This is a genomic window from Nocardia wallacei (assembly GCF_029868745.1).
GTDB classification, from domain to species: Bacteria; Actinomycetota; Actinomycetes; order Mycobacteriales; family Mycobacteriaceae; genus Nocardia; species Nocardia wallacei_B.
Window position 1 is genome coordinate 28,839 of sequence record NZ_JARWOP010000259.1, and the last position, 18,758, is coordinate 47,596.

The window sequence follows — 18,758 nt, forward strand, 5'->3', positions numbered from 1 at the left end:
TTCGGGATGCTGCACCCGGGACTGCAGTACCACTTGGCGAATACGCTGCGCTGGCCCGGCTTACGTCCGACCCAGGCGGCGGCGGTTCCGCCGGTGTTGCGCGGCGAGGACGCGATCATCATCGCTCCCACCGCGGGGGGAAAGACGGAAGCGGCGATCTTCCCGGTGTTGACCGCAATGGCCGAGCATGATTGGGAGGGTTTGTCGGTTCTGTATGTGTGCCCGCTGCGGGCGTTGCTGAACAACCTCGGCCCGCGGCTGCACCGATACGCGCAGTGGCTCGGACGATCTGCCTCGGTATGGCACGGCGACGTGGGACAGAGCGAGCGCCGCCGAATCATGGTGGAACGCCCGGACATCCTGCTGACCACACCAGAGTCACTCGAAGCGATGCTGGTGTCGACCAAGGTCGACACCCGGACTGTGTTCGGCGACTTGCGAGCCGTAATCGTCGACGAAATTCACGCTTTCGCCGGCGATGATCGCGGCTGGCATCTGCTCGCCGTGCTGGAACGACTCTCCCGCATCGCCGGTCGCCCTCTGCAGCGCATCGGGCTCTCTGCCACTGTCGGCAACCCGGAGGAGTTGTTGTCCTGGTTACAGGGCGGTTTCACCGACCGCCACCGCCAGGTTGTCGCTCCCCCTGCCGATCCCGGTTCGGCGACAACAGAACTCACCGTCGACTATGTCGGCTCCATCGACAACGCGGCAGAGGTGATCGCCGCGCTGCACCAGGGCGAGAAGCGTCTCGTCTTCGTCGATAGTCGCAGGCGCGCCGAGGAGTTGGGGACAGAACTACGCCGACTGGGAGTCACGACCTTCTTATCCCATTCGTCACTGTCGGCAACGGAGCGGCGGCGCTCCGAGGAGGCATTCGCCGATGCCCGCGACACCGTCATCGTCGCTACCTCAACCCTCGAACTCGGCATCGACGTCGGCGACCTCGACCGTGTCGTCCAGATTGACGCGCCGCGCACGGTGGCATCGTTTCTGCAGCGCCTCGGCCGGACCGGCCGACGCGCGGGCACCAGTCGAAACTGCCTGTTCCTCACCACATCTCACGATGCGCTGCTGCAGACCCTGGGGATGCTGCAGTGCTGGTCCACCGGCTGGGTCGAGCCGATCATCCCGCCGCCCGCGCCACGGCACATCGCGGCTCAGCAGCTGATGGCGTTGTGTCTGCAGGAACACAAGATCGGCCGACACAGTTGGCCGCAGTGGTGGGGTTCGCTGCCGGTCTTCGACGACACCGCCGGCGAGATTCTGGATCATCTCGTCGCGGAAGGCTACTTCGAGCCGGACGGGGACTTCCTGCACGTCGGCCCGCTGGCCGAGCATCATTTCGGGCGCCGCTACTTCTCCGATCTCACCGCCGTTTTCAGCGCACCGCCCGAGTTCACCGTACTCGCCGGACGGTCGGAGATCGGCACCATCGGACCGGACTTGCTCGTCGAAGAGATCGAGGGCCCTCGACTACTGTTACTCGCCGGACGATCCTGGAAGGTCACCCATATCGACTGGGCGCGCCACCGCTGTCAGGTCGAACCTACCGACGGTGGCGGCAAGGCGAAATGGTCGTCTCTGGGTGGGGGAATATCGTTTCCGATAACCCGCGCTATGCGCACTGTCGCGCTCGGGGCGACCCCGGATGGTGTGAAATTGACCGGCCGCGCTGTCACAGCACTGTCGGAAATTCGCCTCAACCACGCCGACTGCGTCGATCCGAACCGCTTCGTCATCGCCCTGCCCGCTGACAACCCCGGGCGCTGGTGGACGTGGGCGGGCGCTGCGGCCAACCGCACTCTGCAGGCATCGCTGGCGATGATCGTCGACCCCCGGCAACGGATCGACGACAAATCTCTCCGCTTGTTACCCGATATCACTGCGGCACAGATCTCCGCGGCACTCGCCGACGTCACCCTGAATCTGCCGCGAGTCGACCGTAGCGCCCTCAACGGCCTGAAGTTCTCCATTGCATTACCACCGGCCCTCGCCCAGGACACCCTCGCAATTCGTATCGCCGACCTCGACTCGGCCCGAACTGTCGTCAGCGATCCTCGTGTCATCCACCGCGGTGAGACCTTAGACAACCTCTAATTCGATCTTTCAGGTTATAAGAGAACCACAGTGTCACTTAACCTAGTGTTCCACGCCTGAAAACCGTTGTAGATATCGTGCGATGAGTCGAAGATTTCCTCGGCTGTCTTGCGCCAGACGACGGCGTGGGTTGGTGCACGTTCAGCTTGGCGGGCACGGCCTTATTGATACTTGCCAGGATCTTGCGGAACTCGGCCGCCCGGTGCCGGCGGTGCAGTTCACCGATCACGGTGCCGTTGGCAATGTTGAACGCGGCGAACACGCTGGTGGTGCCGTGAGGCGTAGTCGTGGGTGCGGCGCTCGGGCATGCCCGGCATCATCGGCAGCCCGGGTGCGACCGATCCAAAGCTTGGATCTGCGACTTCTCATCCACGCACAGCACCACCGCCCGCTCGGCCAGATTGTGGTACAGGCCAACAACATCCACGACCTTCTCTACGAACAACGGATCCATGCAGATATTGAACCCGTCACTCAGGTGCGGTCTCAGCTCGAACCGCTACCAGATCCGCCCAACGGTCGATTTCGACAGCCCGGTTCGCTCAGCCATCGACGACCGCGACCAGTGCGTGGCAACGGAAGGCAGCTGTTTGAGAGTCAACTCGGACCACGATCTGCTGCACCTGATTCAGCCGGATCGACGACGGGCGGCCCGGCCGCGTCTCATCGGCCAGCCCATACTCGATTAGACGGCCACGACACTTCCGCAGGCCGCAGCGCTAAGCCTGCGTCGACGTAGCCCCTCGCGCACCCCCACCAACTCCCGACACTGAGCCTCGGTCACTACCAACTCCGGGCCCGACCTCGGCCACCAGTCCTCGCCACCGCCGAACCCTCCAATTACCCAACGAATTTCAAGCGCAGAACACTAGGCGAACACTCGCTGGCCACGTGTACTCCCACCCGAGTGAGGGCTGAGGCCCGCCGCGCACTCACCTACTTCTGTACAGCGCGAACATCGAACGGCTGATACGGACCCAGCATCACTGAGCAGCCGATGCGAAACCTACCCCTCCGCCGCCAACTGCCCGCACGCCGCCGCGATCTCTTGCCCCCGCGTATCCCGCACCGTGCACGGCACACCCTGGGCCTCCACCCGCCGGACGAATTCCCGCTCAACGGGTTTCGGGGAGGCATCCCACTTCGAACCCGGGGTCGGGTTCAAGGGGATCAGGTTTACGTGGACCCGCGAACCGAGGGCTTTGTGGAGTTTGGAACCCAGCAGGTCCGCTCGCCAGGGGTGGTCGTTGATGTCGCGGATGAGGGCGTATTCGATGGATACTCGGCGGCCGGATTTGTCGGCGTAATACCTTGCGGCGTCGAGGACTTCGGAGATCGGCCAGCGATTGTTGACCGGTACCAGCGTGTCTCGCAGTTCGTCGTCCGGAGTGTGCAGGGAGACGGCCAGAGTCACGGACAGGTTTTCGTCGGCAAGTTTGCGGATCGCGGGGGCCAGGCCGACAGTTGACACCACGACGTTCCGCTGCGAGATACCCAGACCATCCGGTGAGGGGGACGTAATGCGGCGGACAGCCGCAACCACCCGCTTGTAGTTGGCCAGCGGCTCCCCCATGCCCATGAACACGATGTTCGAGAGACGGCCCGGTCCACCCGCGACCTCACCGTCGCGTAGAGCGGCCGCGGCGGCGCGCACCTGGTCGACGATCTCGGCCGTGGAGAGGTTGCGGTTGAGCCCGCCCTGGCCGGTGGCGCAGAACGGGCAGGCCATGCCGCAGCCGGCCTGGCTGGAAATGCACAGGGTGTTGCGGTCGGGGTAGCGCATGAGGACCGACTCCAGCAGTGTGCCGTCGCCCGCGCGCCAGAGGGTTTTGCGGGTGGTGCCGTCGTCGCAGACCACGTGCCGGACCTCGGTCAGCAGCGGCGGGAACAGCGCCTCGGCGACCGTGGCTCGCACGGGCGCGGGGAGGTCGGTCATCTGTTCGGGGTCGGCTTGCAGGCGGCCGTAGTACTGGCGGGCGATCTGGTCGGCGCGGAACTTCGGCAGTCCGAGTTGCTGGATCGCGCTGCGCCGCTCGTCCGCGTCGAGGTCGGCGAGGTGACGCGGCGGCATGCCCCGGCGCGGGGCATCGAAGACGAGCGGGAGGGAGGTAGCCATAACTCGTCCATTCTCCCATCAGCGCGATCCGAACCGGCAGGTGGGCGCGGAGGCGGCGGTCACATGCCGACATCAGCGGAGGGTTATGCGTGTAAATACCATAGCCAGCGGCAATGATCGAGGTATGACCAGCGAAACCACACCGACCTCGGGACCCGATCCGTACACCGGCCCCGGCACGCCGGTAACCCCTGTCACGCCCGCGACTCCCGGCGCGGAGACACTGCCCACCACACCAGCACCGCCGACGACACGCGGCAAACGCTCACTCAAGACCCGCACCGGCTACACCTGGGTCGCCCTCGTCGCCGCCGCCGTGCTCGGCATCATCCTGCTGGTATTCATCCTGCAGAACCTGGACAAAGCCGAGGTGACGCTGTTCTTCTGGAGCTTCTCGCTGCCGCTCGGGATCACCATCCTGCTCTCGGTGATCGCCGGAGCGCTCGTGATGGCACTCGTCGGCGGCGGGCGAATCCTGCAGTTGCGACGGGCTGCCAGGAGGGGCTGAGCGGCCTACAGCAGAGCGGTGAAGACCACCCACGACACGAACGCCGAGGGCAGCATCGAATCCAGGCGGTCCATGATGCCGCCGTGCCCGGGCAGCAGGGTGCCCATGTCCTTGATGCCCAGCTCGCGTTTCACCTGCGACTCGACCAGGTCGCCACCGGTCGCGACCAGGACCACCGCGATACCCGCCAGCACGCCGATCATCGAATTCGCCTGCAGCAACAGGGTTACCGTGAGCAGACCGCCGATGATGCAGAACACCAGCGACCCGGCGAAACCCTCCCATGACTTCTTCGGGCTGATGGCCGGAACCATCGGATGCTTGCCGAACAGCACCCCGGCCACATAGCCGCCGACATCCGAGCAGACCACCAGGATCATGAAGGTCAGCACGCGCAGATTGCCGTCGTCCTGCTGCAGTTGCAGCACCGCGAAGGAGGCCAGCAGCGGCACCCATGCCAGCACGAACAGCGTGATGGCGGTGTCGCGCAGGAAGTTTCGCGGCGTCGCCGCCAGACCGTGGTCGAACAGCCGCCAGCCCATGCACACCAGCGCGGTGCCCGCGAACACGCCCGCCACGCCCTCGGTGCCGAACGGCCAGGCCAGCCACAGCATCGCCTGCCCGCCGAGCAGGAGCGGGATGCGCGGCACGAGCACGTCCGCCTCACGCAGCCGCTTGGCGACCTCCCAGGTGGCGACCGCGATGGCCACCGCCACCACGCCGATGAGCACCTTGGGGACGAACAACAGGATCGCGATGAGCGATAGGCCGAGCGCGAAGCCGACGCCCAGCGCCGCGGGTAAGTTCCGGCCGGCACGCGAGGTCTTACCGTTCGGCTGCGCCGCCGACGGTGTTTCCCGCGCCGGCGTCACACCGGGCGCGTCGCTCGCCGGCACCGCATCGCCGGCGGCGGCTTCTTCGGCCACCATTGTCCCGTCGCTCACTTGTCGTCTACTCCGTCTCCGGCCCCGGCGGGCAAACTGCCGAAGGCCTCAGACCTCGAGCAGTTCCGATTCCTTGTGCTTCACCAGTTCGTCGATCTGGGCGACATACCGGTGCGTCGTCTTGTCCAGTTCCTTCTCGGCGCGGCCGACCTCGTCCTCGCCCGCCTCGCCGTCCTTCTGAATGCGGCCCAGCTCTTCCATCGCCTTGCGCCGCACGTTGCGAATGCTGATCTTGGCGTCCTCGCCCTTGGACTTGGCCTGCTTGACCAGTTCGCGGCGACGCTCCTCGGTCAGCTGCGGGATGGACACGCGAATGATGTTGCCGTCGTTGGTCGGATTCACGCCCAGGTCCGAGTTGCGAATGGCGGTCTCGATGGTCTGTAGCTGCGCCTGCTCGTACGGCTTGATGATGACCATGCGCGGCTCGGGCACCGAGATGCTCGACATCTGCGTGACCGGCGTCAGCGACCCGTAATAGTCGACGACGATCCTGTTGAACATGCTCGGGTTGGCGCGTCCGGTCCGGATGCCTCCGAGGTCGTCCTTCGCCACCGAGACGGCCTTTTCCATCTTCTCCTCGGCGTCGAAGAGCGCTTCTTCAATCACGACCGTTTCCTCCACAGCATTCGTCGTATGTCGGTACCGGGCTCGTGAGCCACGATTCAGGACCGAACCAATGTGCCGATCTTCTCACCGGCCACCGCACGGGCGATATTGCCCTTCGTCAGAAGATTGAACACCAACATGGGCATCTGGTTGTCCATACAGAGACTGAATGCGGTGGCATCGGCGACCTTCAGCCCGCGTTCGAGAACTTCCTTGTGTGTGACCTCGGTGAATTGGATGGCGTCGGGGTTCACCTTCGGGTCGTCGTCGAACACCCCGTCCACCGCCTTGGCCATCAGCACCACTTCCGCGCCGATCTCCAGCGCGCGCTGGGCGGCGGTGGTGTCGGTGGAGAAATACGGCATGCCCATTCCGGCGCCGAAGATCACCACCCGACCCTTCTCCAGATGCCGCTTGGCCCGCAGCGGGAGATAGGGCTCGGCGACCTGACCCATCGTGATCGCCGTCTGCACGCGGGTATCCACGCCCTGCTGTTGCAGAAAGTCTTGCAGGGCAAGGCTGTTCATCACCGTGCCGAGCATGCCCATGTAGTCCGAGCGCGCCCGTTCCATGCCCCGTTCCTCGAGTTCGGCGCCACGGAAGAAGTTCCCGCCGCCGATGACGACCGCCACCTGCACGCCGGAGCCGACGACCTCGGCGATCTGCTCGGCGACCGTCTGCACCACGTCCGGGTCGAGCCCGACGTTGCCACCGCCGAACATCTCCCCGCCCAGCTTGAGGAGCACTCGGCGATAGCCCTTTCGGGCCGGTTCCGGGTCGGACATCGGTCTCCTTCTACTCGGCAACCTGGTACACACGCGAAAAGACCATCCGGTGTCGGGAGGTACACGGGACGGTGACGAAAGCTGCGTCCATCCTGCCCTACGACCGGGGCCCGACGCGCACCGACCCACTGATTCGTGACCATCTCGGCGCACTTCGGACAGCGTCCGGATCGCGCCGCGCGGCGTAGCAAAAAGCTCCCGCGCAACCGGATCGGTTGCACGGGAGCCCTTCTCGATCTACTACGCCTGACCGACCTCGAACCGGGCGAAGCGGGTGATGGTGACGCCCGCGTCGGCCAGCAGCTGCTTGACGGTCTTCTTGGAGTCGGTGACCGACGGCTGCTCCAGCAGCACGACGTCCTTGTAGAAGCCGTTGACGCGGCCCTCGACGATCTTGGGCAGCGCGGCCTCCGGCTTGCCCTCCTCGCGGGCGGTGGCCTCGGCGATGCCGCGCTCCTTCTCCACGATGTCGGCCGGGACCTCGTCGCGGGTGACGTAGCGGGCCTTCAGCGCGGCGACCTGCATGGCGGCCGAACGCGCGGCCTCGGCGGCGGCGTCGCCCTCGCCCTGGTACTCGACCAGCACGCCGACGGCCGGCGGCAGGTCCGAGGAGCGCTTGTGCAGGTAGGTCGCGACCGGGCCGTCGAACGAGACGACGCGGCGCAGTTCCAGCTTTTCGCCGATCTTCGCGGCCAGCTCCTGCACGACCTGGTCGGCGGTCTTGCCGTTGACGTCGAGCGCCTTCAGCGCGTCCAGGTCGGCCGGGCGGGACTTGGCCGCTGCCTCGGCGATGTCGCCGGCGACGTTCTGGAACTCGTCGTTCTTGGCGACGAAGTCGGTCTCCGAATTGATCTCGAACATGACGCCGTTCGAGGCGGCGACCAGACCCTCGGCGGTGGCGCGCTCGGCACGCTTGCCGACATCCTTGGCGCCCTTGATCCGCAGGACCTCGACGGCCTTGTCGAAATCGCCGTCGGTCTCCTCGAGGGCCTTCTTGCAGTCCATCATTCCGGAGCCGGTGAGCTCACGGAGCCGCTTCACATCCGCGGCGGTGTAGTTCGCCATCCTGGCGAGCCTCCTTCAACGGTAAAGGTTCAGGTCTCTGGCAACACCATGCCGACCGCTTCCGAAGAGGAAGGGTCGGCACGGTGAACAAACATTGTGCGAGCGATCAGAAGTCGGCCGGGGTCTTGGTGGCCGGCTCCTCCTTCAGCTCCGCCTCGGCGGCGGTCTCCGGAGTCTCCGGGGCCGCCTCGGGGGCATCCTCGGTGGCCGGAGTCGCCTGCGCCAGCAGCTCCTGCTCCCACTCGGCGAGCGGCTCACCGGCGCCGGCCTCGGGCTTGGCGTCGCCACCGGCGCGCGCGGCACGGGCCTGCACACCCTCGGCGACCGCGGAGGCGACCACCTTGGTGAGCAGCGCGGCCGAGCGGATCGCGTCGTCGTTGCCCGGGATCGGGTAGTCGACCAGGTCGGGGTCGCAGTTGGTGTCCAGGATCGCGATGACCGGGATGTTCAGCTTGCGCGCCTCGCCGACGGCGATGTGCTCCTTGTTGGTGTCGACGACCCAGATGGCCGAGGGCACCTTGGCCATGTCGCGGATGCCGCCGAGGGTGCGCTCCAGCTTGTTCTTCTCACGCGTGAGCATGAGGATTTCCTTCTTGGTCCGACCCTCGAAACCGCCGGTCTGCTCCATCGCCTCGAGTTCCTTGAGGCGCTGCAGGCGCTTGTGCACGGTCGAGAAGTTGGTGAGCATGCCGCCCAGCCAGCGCTGGTTCACGTACGGCATGCCGACGCGAGTGGCCTCGGAGGCGATGGACTCCTGCGCCTGCTTCTTGGTGCCGACGAACAGCACCGTGCCACCGTGGGCGACGGTCTCCTTGACGAACTCGTACGCCTTGTCGATGTAGGTCAGCGTCTGCTGCAGGTCGATGATGTAGATGCCGTTGCGGTCGGTGAAGATGAATCGCTTCATCTTCGGGTTCCAACGGCGGGTCTGATGCCCGAAGTGTGCGCCGCTGTCGAGCAGCTGCTTCATTGTTACGACAGCCATAGCTCTCGTATCTCGCTTTCGTTGCCGGTTGACGCAGGGATCGGCGATCCCCGCCCTGGCGCCCGAGGCCGCCGGACCCGGGATTCGGAAGAACACTCGGGACCAGCCGACGACCCTTGCGATGCGGGCGCGCGAAGTCGGTTCACCCTGGGTGAACCGCCCGGCTAGTCTACGCTCCCGGCCTGTTCGGGCCTAATCGGTGGGTGGGGGTATGCGTGCGGGCGCCGGAGCGTTGCAGTCGTATCGGCCGCGCGCAGATCGCACCGCGGGTCCGGCGCGTGCGTTGTTCACAACCTTGGATTTATCCACACTCGCCGGAGCGGGTCTTTTGTATAGAGGGGGACGGCGGCAAGGTTGCGGTATGCGCCGGGTGATCGTGTTCGTGCTGGGGTGGGTGTTGCTGCCGGTTCTGCTGGCCGCGCCCGAGGCCGATGCGGCGCCGGGTGCGGTGTTCGGGTGGCCGTTGCAGCCGCGGCCGCCTGTGCTGCGCCGGTTCGAGAAGCCGCCGCAGGACTGGCTGCCCGGGCACCGCGGAGTCGATCTCGGCGGCAGCGCCGGGCAAGCCGTGCTGGCGGCCGGTGACGGAGTGGTCGCCTTCGCCGGGGAGGTCGGCGGCAAGCCTGTGGTTTCGGTCGACCATCCCGGCGGTCTGCGCACCACCTACGAACCGGTGCGCGCTTCAGTGACGAAGGGCCACAGGGTCTCCCGAGGATCGGTACTCGGAACGCTGGAGGCCGGTCATGCCGGGTGCGATGGACCGTGCCTGCACTGGGGAGTCCGGCGCGAGCGCGAGTACCTGGACCCGCTCGCCCTGATCCACTCGGCACCGCTGCGATTGAAACCGATCGGCCCAGGCCCGTGATCAACTTCGCCACGAGGACTTCAGCGATGCGCGAACGGTCAGCCGAGACACACGGACCGGGTGTCGATCGCTCGACCCGTGCCGCCGAAGTGACCACAACAGCGAGGGACTGCCGCGGACGCTTCGCACAATCGATCGCCGTTGTGGCGAGGATGGTTTCGAGCTCGGGTCAGCGGCCGGCCGGGACGGTGCCCTCGCGTTCGGCGAGTTCGCGCTTCCATTCGCGGAAGGTTTCCTCTGTGCGGCCGCGGCGCCAGTATCCGGAGATCGATGCCCATGCCGCGGGGACGGCGCGTTCCTTGCGGATGTAGGGGCGCAGGTCGTGCATGACCGCTTGGGCCTCGCCGTGGATGAAGACGTGCACCTGGCCGTCGCGCCACGGCTCGGCCCGGACCGCCGCGGCGAGCGCCTCACCCGGTGCGCCGTCGCCGCGGTGCACCCAGGTCAGTTCGACGCCTGCGGGACGGTCGAATGCAAGTTCGTCTGCGGGACCGGCGACCTCGACGAAGACCCGGCCCACCGCGTCGGGCGCCAGTGCGGCGCAGGCGGAGGCGATGGCGGGGAGCGCGGCCTCGTCGCCGGCGAGCAGATGCCACTGCGCTTCGGGATTGGGCGAATAGGCGCCGCTGGGGCCCATGAGTTCGATCTTGTCACCGGGCTGAGCCGCTGCCGCCCAGGGTCCGGCGACGCCCTCGTCGCCGTGGTAGACGAAGTCGATGGCGATCTCCTGCGCTTCGGGGTCGATCGCGCGCACCGTGTACGTGCGCACGGTTTCGCCGTCCGCGCCGGGGAAAACCAGCTTCACGTAGGCGTCGGTGTAGCTGTTGGGCTGGAAGGATGCGAAACCCGGTCCACCGAGGTAGACCCGGATCAGGTGGTCGGTCAGGCGTTCGGTACGACTGACGACGAAGCTGTGACGGGGGCGAGCCAAGGAAGACACCTCCATAATTAGGGTTACCTAAGCGACGGTAGCACGAAGTATCGCCGATAGCTCTCGATACATCTGCACATTTTCACTGGGCGGGCGCTTTCCGGGCCGGCCCGGTCGAGAGGAGGATGGCCCCATGCCCGACCCGAGCGATACTCCCCCGTTCACCTATGCCGAAACCGGTGCCACCAACGGGGAATTCCCGCCCGGGTATCACCATTTTCGGGTGCGCCGCCGCATCGGCACGGGGCGGCCGATGTTCGAGTCGACGGGCAACGAGATCCTCGCGTATCGAATGCAGCACGGCACCGGCATCTTTCATTCGGCGAGCACTCCCACCGCCGAGCCCGGCACCTTGCTGACCGTCCGCCTCGGCCCCAGACCCGTAGGCATCATCGCCCCGTGCCGAGTCGTCTATGTCCTCGACGAGCCGAATCGCCGCGGCTTCGCCTACGGCACATTGCCGGGCCACCCGGAGATCGGCGAAGAACTGTTCGCCGCGGAATTCGATCCCGCCGACGAGGCGGTATACGGCGTGATCTCCGCCTTCTCCCGCCCCGGGGCCTGGTACACCCGCCTCGCCGGTCCCTTCGGACACCTGGCACAACGCTATTTCGCCGGGCGGTACATCGACGCCATCCGGCCCCGCTAACCCCACCGCACGAGGCAGCTCGCACTCTGGCCGCAGTGCTTGTGCGGGTGCTACTACCGCAGCACCAGAGCAACGACCAAGTGCATCGCCAGAGCGGCAGCCAAGTGCATTGTCAGGGCGGCGGCTTCATCACGTGGAGGGGCGGGGCGGCGGGTGGCCGAGCGAGTCGTATTCGGCTGCGGCGGAGTGTCGTTCGGGTGCGACAGTGTGCCACGCGGCAGGAGCCGTTCGGTGGACGGGGCGGACGGCATGTGGCGGTACGGGAGGCGACGAGGTGGGCGAGCGTCTTCGCGGGCGCTCCGGTCAGGCGCGGGGGTGGGCCTGGTCGTGCACCTTTTTCAGGCGGTCGATCGAGACGTGGGTGTAGAGCTGGGTGGTGGCCATGCTGGCGTGGCCCAGTAGTTCCTGTACGACGCGCAGGTCGGCGCCGCCCTCCAGCAGGTGTGTGGCGGCGGTGTGGCGCAGGCCGTGCGGGCCCATGTCGGGGGCGCCGGGGATGGCGGCGACGACTTCGTGCACGACCGTTCTGGCCTGGCGCTGGTCGAGGCGGCGGCCGCGGCGACCGAGCAGCAGGGCGCGGCCGGAGTCGACGGTCGCGAAGGCAGGGCGGCCAGAGCGTAGCCAGGCCTCCAGTGCCTGATCGGCGGGCAGTCCGAACGGGACCGAGCGCTCCTTGTTGCCCTTGCCGAGTACCCGCACCAGGCGACGCTCGCGGTCCACATCGTCGATGTCGAGTCCGCACAGCTCGCTTACCCGGATGCCGGTCGCGTAGAGCATCTCGACGATCAGCCGGTCCCGCAGCGCCATCGGGTCGTGTTGCGCCGCACCGGATTCGGCGGCCTTCATGGCCGTGCTCGCCTGCTCCAGGCCCAGCACCGCGGGCAGTACGCGGTGAGCTTTGGCCGAACCCAGCCGCGGTCCCGGATCGACGGCGAGCCGGCCGGTGTGGGTGAGCCACGCGGTGAACGTCCGCGCCGCCGACGCCCGGCGCGCCATGGTGGTGCGCGCCGCGCCGCCGCTCGCCTGCTCGGCCAGCCAGGACCGCAGCAGTGGCAGATCCACCTCGGCCACACCGGAATCCGGCGATCGCGACAGCAGGTGCTCGAGCAGCGAACGCGCATCGCCGAGGTAGGCGCGCACGGTGTGCGCCGACCGGTTCCGCCCGAGTCGCAGGTGCCGCCCGTACTCCTCGAGCAAGGCGGCAAGGTCCTCGGGCAGGTCGGCCATGCCTCCACCGTCGCCCGGAGCGGGGCTCGCCGCAAGCTCCCGCGCCGGAAACCACGTCCGGCGACGGGTTTCCACGAAACCCTGCAAGTCGGTGAGTACCGCCTTGATGTCGCGTTCGACCGCCGCCAGCACCGTCCGCGGCGGCGCACACAACTATGCCGGGCACCACAGCGGTACGCGGACCGCACGTAGCTGGTTATGTCCCGGCGGGCCTGGCGTCGAGGGCGGCCCGGCGAAGCTTGGCACCATCTCCCGCATCGTCGGCACCAGCCTGCGCGACGCCTGGCACACGACCATGATGTGCGCGGGATTCACCGCGGCCGACGGTGATTTCACCGTCGCCGCCGGCAACAGTCGGCTCTGGGCCGCGGTCGCCGAGGGAATTACGCAAGCGGCTATGGAAACTGCCCTCGCGCACGGGATTCCGTCGACCGTTTCGACGGATAGCGAGCGGCCCCCGCAAGGTGTGTGAGCCTCGATGACAGGGTGACAGCGCTACGCCGCGAGGAAGTCTGTGAGGGCGCGGGCGACCTGGTCAGGAGCATTCTCCGTCGGGATGTGCGCGGCCTGTGGAATGCGCACGAGCGTGGTGTGCGGGATCTCCGAGGCGAATTTCTCGGCGTACTCGACTTTCTCGAAGCGATCGTCCTCGCCCCAGACCAGCAGTTTCGGGGTCGGGCAGCGGCGTAATGCGGGGACGAGATCGAGGGTGTGGCGACTGTCGGCCGCGGCCACCATGGCCAGCCAAGAACTGCGCACGCGCGGGTCGGTCCACGGCTCCAGATAGTCGGCGACACGCTGTGCTGTGGCGGCACCGGCCAGATCCCTGGTCACCGCCTCGCGGCGGGCCGTGAGGAGTTCGAGGGCGGTGGTGGCCGCGATAACCTCCGGGTCGCGGAATCGGGCCACGTGTGGCGCGGGCCAGGAGTCGTAGGCGACGGAGTTGACCAATGCCATCCGGGGCACCGCCAGCCGATCGCGCGCGAGGAGATGCTGGGCGACAGCGCCGCCGATGTCGTGGCCCGCGACGGCGATGGGCTCGGCGAGGCCCAGCGCGGCCGCGAATCGCGGCACCCATTCCGCCAAGGCCGGGACGGTCGCCGTTTCCAGGTGAGTTCTCCCCCGGAGCGGCCCAGTCCGGGGAAATCGACCGCGATCGGGCGGAGCCCTGCAATGGCGAGGGGTTCCAATACCGGCAGCCACACCCGGCTCCAGTAGGTCCCGTGCAGCAGCAATACGGGAGGGCCGTCCCGACCCGCGGTCAGGTACGAAATCGTTTCGCCGTCGACGCGGACCTCTTTCCTCACCGCGCCCGTTTCGGTGGTTTCGCTCATGGGACCACTGTGGTCCGAGTCCGGCTTCCTGCCGAGAGTCCGAAAAGACATCCTTGGGTATATTTCTGCCATGCGTCGTCATCGAGTGGTGGCTTTGGTCAATCCGCCGCAGTCGCCGTTCGAGTTGGGTTGTGCGGCTGAGGTATTCGGTACCGTCCGCCCGGACGTACCGGATCACTACGACTTCCGCGTCTGCGCCGAGCGGCCCGGCCCCGTGCGCACCACTGTCGGTTACGCAATGCTCGTCGACGCCGGCCTGTCGGCATTGCGGGAGGCGGACACCGTCATCGTTCCCGGCTGGCAGCCACCGACCACGCCCGCGTCGTCGGCCGTCGTCGAGGCATTGCGTACCGCTCACCGGCGCGGGGCACGAATCGTCGCCATTTGCACGGGAGCGTTCGTGCTCGCACAAACCGGGCTGCTCGACGGCCGGAGCGCGACCACCCACTGGCGCCACGCCGCACAACTCGCCTCCGCCTTCCCTGAGGTGGAGCTGGCCTCGGACGTGCTCTACGTGGACCACGGCGATGTGGCGACGAGCGCCGGAACCGGCGCGGGCATCGACCTGTGCCTGCACCTCGTGCGGTCCGACCACGGCGCGGCGCACGCTGCCCAGATCGCTCGCCACATGGTGCTGCCACCGCATCGAGAGGGCAGCCAGCTCCAGTACGCCACACAACCCGCCCCCGCCAAACCCGACGAATCACTGGCACCGCTGCTGGAGTGGGCCACCTCCCGCCTCGACACGGCGCTGACCGTCGACCGCCTCGCCGCGCAGGCCGGGCTGTCGACGCGAACTCTCGCCCGGCGCTTCACCGAGCAGCTCGGCACCAGTCCGGGCCAGTGGCTACTCGGCCAACGCCTCGACGCGGCGCGCGCCCTCCTGGAGAACACCGACCTCCCGGTGGAAGCCGTCGCAACCCGAGCCGGCCTCGCCTCCGCGGTAAATCTGCGCCGCCGCTTCCGCGAACATCTCGGCACGACCCCGGGCGCCTACCGCCGCACCTTCGGCGAAACCCGATAGCCCGTCCCTACCCTCATGGAGGCGATGGGTTCGGGTCGGTGGGATGTATTCGGTACCAGCCGGTTTCGTCTACTCCTGCTAGACCTCCTAGTTCCAGGGCGGGCAGGGCTGCGCGTACGGCGGGGAGGGGGAGGCCGGAGTCGCGGGATAGTTCGAGGGGGCTGCGGGAGCCTATTGCGGGGAGAGCGGCGTAGATGGTGGCTGGGTCGCCGTCCAGGGCATCGGCTGGGTCGGAGCGGGGTCCGGTGGCGAGAGGGAGGCGCAATGGGCCGAGTTCGTCGAGGACCTCTTCGGCTCGGCTAACCAGGAGTGTTTCGCCTTCTCGGATCATGCGATGGCAGCCGACGGAGGAGGACGAGGTGATCGGTCCGGGCACGGCCATTGCGGGGCGGCCGAGGCGGCGCGCCCATTTGACCGTGTTTCTGGCACCGCTGCGCAGGCCCGCCTCGACTACGAGGACGCCGTCGGCGAGGGAGGCGATGAGGCGGTTCCGGGCGAGGAAGTGGTGTTTGTGCGCGGTGGCGCCGGGCGGGTATTCGCTGATCACCAGGCCGGTTTCGCTAATCTCGGCGAGCAGTCGCTCGTGCTGGGCGGGATATGGGCGGTCCACGCCACAGCCCAGCACGGCGACGGTGGAGCCACCGACTGCCAGTGCCGCGCGATGGGCCGTGCCATCGATGCCGAAGGCGGCGCCCGACACGATCGTCCAACCGCCATAGGCGAGTTCGCCCACGATTTCGGCGGTCGCGTGCTCGCCGTAACCGGTGCTGCAGCGGGCGCCGACGACGGCCAGCGCGCGGTCGGTCGAGTCGAGCAGCGACAGCGGGCCGCGTGCCCACAGCACCAGTGGTATCGCGGCTCCGGCGTCCCGCGCCGGGTCGAGTTGGTTCAGTCCGAGCAGACGCCAGGCCGGCCACTCGGGGTCGTCCGGTGTCACCACGCGCCCGCCCAATCGGGTGACCGCCTCGAGATCTCGTTCGGCGCGGTCGATTCCACGCCGAGTCTCGGTGGGGCCGCGCAGGGACTCCGGTAGGTCGCACTCGCGCACGGCCCGCGCCGCCTCGAGCACACCGACCCGGTCGATCAGCGCCGACAGCGGCGCGCACGGGCCTCCGACCACACGCGACAGGTAGATCCACGCCAGACGGCGCTCGTCGGTGTCGAGGGTCATCAGTTCGGTGTCACCGCGTCGCGGGCCACCAAGTCGTAGCCCATCGCCCAGTGGTTCCGTACCCTCGAAATCCGCGTCCCGATCGCTCATCGCTCCCCCATTTCGTGTCGGCCCACCCCGCTCCGGTACGACAGCGCCGCGAATGGACGGTCCCGCGGTCCACGCGTTCATGACGGTCCGCGCTGCCGGAAGTTCAACGCCTGCAAGACATCCTGAGTGCTCGGTACGTCACCGCCGCGCAGATCGCACACCGTCCAGGCGACGCGGATCGCGCGGTCGGCCGCCCGCGCCGACATGCGGCCCTGTCGCAACGCGGTCTCCACCGGAGCCAGGGATTCGCGCGGCAACCGGAACCGTTGGCGCAGCACGTGTCCGGGGACCTCGGCGTTGGCGGACCAGCCGTACTCCGCCCACCGCCGCACCGCCGCCTGTCGCGCCACCTCCACCCGACCGCGTACCGCCTCGCTGCTCTCGGCTTCCGTGGAGGCGAACGCCCCGGCGGCCTGGCCGACCATCTGCACCCAGAGATCGATGCGGTCCATCAATGGACCCGACAGCTTGCCCAGGTATCGTCGCCGCGCCAGCGGCGCACAGATGCAGTCCACGTCGCGGGCGGGCGAGCACGGGCACGGGTTGGCGGCCAGAATGAGCTGGAACCGGGCCGGATACCGGGCCACCCCGTCTCTGCGGGCGATGCGAACCTCGCCCTCCTCCAAGGGAGTTCGCAGCGACTCCAGCACCTTCGTGCCGATCTCGGCGCACTCGTCGAGAAACAACACGCCGCGGTGAGCGCGGCTGACCGCGCCGGGTCGCGCCGAACCGGATCCGCCGCCGACCATAGCGCTCACCGACGACGAGTGATGTGGCGCGACGAAGGGCGGCATCGTGATCAGCGGGTGATCGCCGGACAGCGTTCCCGCGACCGAATGGATGGCCGTCACCTCCAGCGACTCCGATTCCGTCAGCGGCGGCAGCAGACTCGGAAGGCGTTGCGCCAGCATGGTTTTGCCGATGCCGGGCGGGCCGGTGAGGAGTAAGTGATGGCCGCCCGCCGCGGCTACTTCGAGCGCCCAGCGGGCCTCGTCCTGCCCAACCACCTCGTTGAGGTCGCCGCCCGTGCGCTGGGTGGGCGGGAGCGCGCCGTCCGGCTCGCGCAGCATGCCGTCGCCGCGCAGCCAGTCGATCAGCCCGCGCAGGGTCGACGCGCCGAGCACCGTGACCCCGTCCACCAGCCCGGCCTCGGCCAGCGCGCACTCCGGCACCACCACCGTGGACCGCCCCGCTCCCCGCGCGGCCAGCACCGCAGGAAGGATGCCGCGCACCCGGCGCACCCGCCCGTCCAGCGCCAGTTCGCCGAGCAACACCGTGCCCGCCAGCCGCACCGAGGGAATCGCGTCCCCCGCGTCGAGCACGGCCGTCGCCAGGGCCAAGTCGTACACGCTGCCGATCTTCGGAAGCGTCGCCGGGGACAGCGCCATGATCACCCGGCCGTCGGGCCATTTCTCGCCGGAGTTGGTCACCGCAGCGCGCACGCGGTCCCGCGATTCCTGCAGCGTGGTGTCGGGCCGCCCGACCAGATGAACAGAAGGCAAGCCCTGCCCGATATCGGCCTCGATCTCGACCAGCTGACCGTCCACACCGGTGACCGCAACCGAATAGGCCCGCCCGAGCGCCATCAGAACACCGCCGGAAGATGCTCGATCACCGGCTCACGATGACGAACGAGCAGCACCGACACCACGTCGAACCGGATGCGCCGCCACGGCCCCGGCTGCTCGTCGAGCCACAGCAGCGCCAGCCGCCGAATACGCTGCTGTTTGGTAAATGTCACCGCCTCAGCCGGCACCCCGAACCCCACCCCCGACCGAGTCTTCACCTCGATAAAAGCGGTGACATCCCCCTCCCGCCCGATCAGATCCAGCTCGCCGTACCGACACCGCCAGTTCCGCTCGACGATCTCCATACCCGCCGCCCGCAAGAACCGCGCGGCCAACTCTTCCCCATGTGCGCCAAGCGCCAGATTATGTGCCACCCACCCAGCGTGAAGAACCGCCAACCCACCTCAACCAAGCCGACCTGCACAAACAGAAACCCTGTGAGTAACCGAACCCCTGTGGATAACACGCCCACCCCCAACCCAAAAACCCGCGAGCCTAAACCGGCACCACTACAGGTCCGCCAACCATTCCCCCACGCCAACACCCCAAATCACGCAGCTCCCCACGCCCACACCCACATCGCGCAACTCCCCACGCCCACATCCCCCACCGCGCAACCCTCACGCCCACGCCCCCACCGAGCAACCCTCACGCCCACATTCCACCCCACGCAACCCCCTCCGCCAAAAACCTCCCCTGTAGCACGCCAACCCCGTAAGTTTTCGGCGCGTATACGGGTTTTGTGGGGGGGGGCCGAAGAACGCCCAAGTCCGCCCCCGGGGCCGCCAAACCAGCC

General features: G+C 67.7%; 19 protein-coding genes. 6 read left to right on the forward strand and 13 right to left on the reverse strand.

Going from position 1 to position 18,758, the window contains the following annotated elements; all coding sequences use genetic code 11:
* Positions 1-6 precede the first annotated feature (6 nt).
* Positions 7-2,097: a DEAD/DEAH box helicase gene (locus QH470_RS23480; RefSeq protein ID WP_280274537.1), complete on the forward strand. Its 2,091-nt coding sequence runs from the start codon at positions 7-9 to the stop codon at positions 2,095-2,097.
* Between the two features lie 316 nt (positions 2,098-2,413).
* Here QH470_RS23480 and QH470_RS23485 read toward each other — a convergent pair whose 3' ends face one another.
* Entirely contained in the window at positions 2,414-2,551 is a 138-nt protein-coding gene (locus tag QH470_RS23485; protein ID WP_280274521.1) for a hypothetical protein, read from the reverse strand.
* 552 nt (positions 2,552-3,103) lie between these two features.
* On the reverse strand, positions 3,104-4,213 hold the full coding sequence (gene rlmN / locus QH470_RS23490) for a dual-specificity RNA methyltransferase RlmN (RefSeq protein ID WP_280274522.1): 1,110 nt from the start codon (positions 4,211-4,213) through the stop codon (positions 3,104-3,106).
* 124 nt (positions 4,214-4,337) lie between these two features.
* Here rlmN and QH470_RS23495 point away from each other — a divergent pair, with 124 nt between their 5' ends.
* Positions 4,338-4,721 (forward strand): LapA family protein, encoded by a 384-nt coding sequence (locus QH470_RS23495; RefSeq protein ID WP_280274523.1) that lies wholly within the window; start codon positions 4,338-4,340, stop codon positions 4,719-4,721.
* A gap of 5 nt (positions 4,722-4,726) precedes the next feature.
* On the opposite strand, the gene QH470_RS23500 is transcribed toward QH470_RS23495, so the two are convergent.
* From QH470_RS23500 to rpsB, 5 genes are all read right to left on the reverse strand, one after another.
* Positions 4,727-5,650, reverse strand: a complete 924-nt coding sequence (locus tag QH470_RS23500) for a phosphatidate cytidylyltransferase (RefSeq protein WP_400182838.1) — start codon at positions 5,648-5,650, stop codon at positions 4,727-4,729.
* 63 nt (positions 5,651-5,713) lie between these two features.
* Positions 5,714-6,271 (reverse strand): ribosome recycling factor, encoded by a 558-nt coding sequence (gene frr / locus QH470_RS23505; protein ID WP_280274525.1) that lies wholly within the window; start codon positions 6,269-6,271, stop codon positions 5,714-5,716.
* Positions 6,272-6,327: 56 nt separating this feature from the next.
* Entirely contained in the window at positions 6,328-7,056 is a 729-nt protein-coding gene (gene pyrH, locus QH470_RS23510) for a UMP kinase (RefSeq protein ID WP_187687673.1), read from the reverse strand.
* Between the two features lie 240 nt (positions 7,057-7,296).
* The gene (tsf, locus tag QH470_RS23515; RefSeq protein WP_280274526.1) at positions 7,297-8,121 is read right to left on the reverse strand and encodes a translation elongation factor Ts; all 825 of its coding nucleotides are present in this window, start codon (positions 8,119-8,121) and stop codon (positions 7,297-7,299) included.
* Positions 8,122-8,227: 106 nt separating this feature from the next.
* The gene (gene rpsB, locus QH470_RS23520; protein WP_280274527.1) at positions 8,228-9,106 is read right to left on the reverse strand and encodes a 30S ribosomal protein S2; all 879 of its coding nucleotides are present in this window, start codon (positions 9,104-9,106) and stop codon (positions 8,228-8,230) included.
* A 361-nt stretch (positions 9,107-9,467) separates the two neighbouring features.
* Between rpsB and QH470_RS23525 the strand changes: the two genes are divergently transcribed.
* Positions 9,468-9,968: a M23 family metallopeptidase gene (locus QH470_RS23525; protein ID WP_280274528.1), complete on the forward strand. Its 501-nt coding sequence runs from the start codon at positions 9,468-9,470 to the stop codon at positions 9,966-9,968.
* A gap of 169 nt (positions 9,969-10,137) precedes the next feature.
* On the opposite strand, the gene QH470_RS23530 is transcribed toward QH470_RS23525, so the two are convergent.
* Positions 10,138-10,899, reverse strand: coding sequence for a siderophore-interacting protein (locus QH470_RS23530; RefSeq protein WP_280274529.1), 762 nt, complete (start codon positions 10,897-10,899; stop codon positions 10,138-10,140).
* Positions 10,900-11,032: 133 nt separating this feature from the next.
* Between QH470_RS23530 and QH470_RS23535 the strand changes: the two genes are divergently transcribed.
* Positions 11,033-11,548: a DUF1990 domain-containing protein gene (locus QH470_RS23535; RefSeq protein ID WP_280274530.1), complete on the forward strand. Its 516-nt coding sequence runs from the start codon at positions 11,033-11,035 to the stop codon at positions 11,546-11,548.
* A 303-nt stretch (positions 11,549-11,851) separates the two neighbouring features.
* Here QH470_RS23535 and QH470_RS23540 read toward each other — a convergent pair whose 3' ends face one another.
* Positions 11,852-12,775 carry a tyrosine recombinase XerC gene (locus QH470_RS23540; RefSeq protein ID WP_280274531.1) on the reverse strand — a complete coding sequence of 308 codons (924 nt, stop codon included), beginning with the start codon at positions 12,773-12,775 and terminating at the stop codon, positions 11,852-11,854.
* Positions 12,776-12,866: 91 nt separating this feature from the next.
* Between QH470_RS23540 and QH470_RS23545 the strand changes: the two genes are divergently transcribed.
* Positions 12,867-13,247 (forward strand): hypothetical protein, encoded by a 381-nt coding sequence (locus QH470_RS23545; RefSeq protein ID WP_280274532.1) that lies wholly within the window; start codon positions 12,867-12,869, stop codon positions 13,245-13,247.
* A 23-nt stretch (positions 13,248-13,270) separates the two neighbouring features.
* Here QH470_RS23545 and QH470_RS23550 read toward each other — a convergent pair whose 3' ends face one another.
* Entirely contained in the window at positions 13,271-13,861 is a 591-nt protein-coding gene (locus tag QH470_RS23550; protein WP_280274533.1) for an alpha/beta fold hydrolase, read from the reverse strand.
* A gap of 318 nt (positions 13,862-14,179) precedes the next feature.
* On the opposite strand from QH470_RS23550, the gene QH470_RS23555 reads away from it, so the two are divergent.
* Positions 14,180-15,133, forward strand: a complete 954-nt coding sequence (locus QH470_RS23555; RefSeq protein ID WP_280274534.1) for a GlxA family transcriptional regulator — start codon at positions 14,180-14,182, stop codon at positions 15,131-15,133.
* Between the two features lie 13 nt (positions 15,134-15,146).
* Here the strand turns inward: QH470_RS23555 and dprA are convergent, their stop codons facing one another.
* From dprA to QH470_RS23570, 3 genes are all read right to left on the reverse strand, one after another.
* Complete coding sequence (gene dprA, locus QH470_RS23560) at positions 15,147-16,304, reverse strand: DNA-processing protein DprA (protein ID WP_280274538.1); 1,158 nt, start codon at positions 16,302-16,304, stop codon at positions 15,147-15,149.
* 167 nt (positions 16,305-16,471) lie between these two features.
* Positions 16,472-17,980, reverse strand: a complete 1,509-nt coding sequence (locus tag QH470_RS23565) for a YifB family Mg chelatase-like AAA ATPase (RefSeq protein WP_280274535.1) — start codon at positions 17,978-17,980, stop codon at positions 16,472-16,474.
* Positions 17,980-18,336: a YraN family protein gene (locus tag QH470_RS23570; protein WP_280274536.1), complete on the reverse strand. Its 357-nt coding sequence runs from the start codon at positions 18,334-18,336 to the stop codon at positions 17,980-17,982. Before QH470_RS23570 ends, QH470_RS23565 begins: the two co-directional genes overlap by 1 nt.
* Positions 18,337-18,758 lie beyond the last annotated feature (422 nt).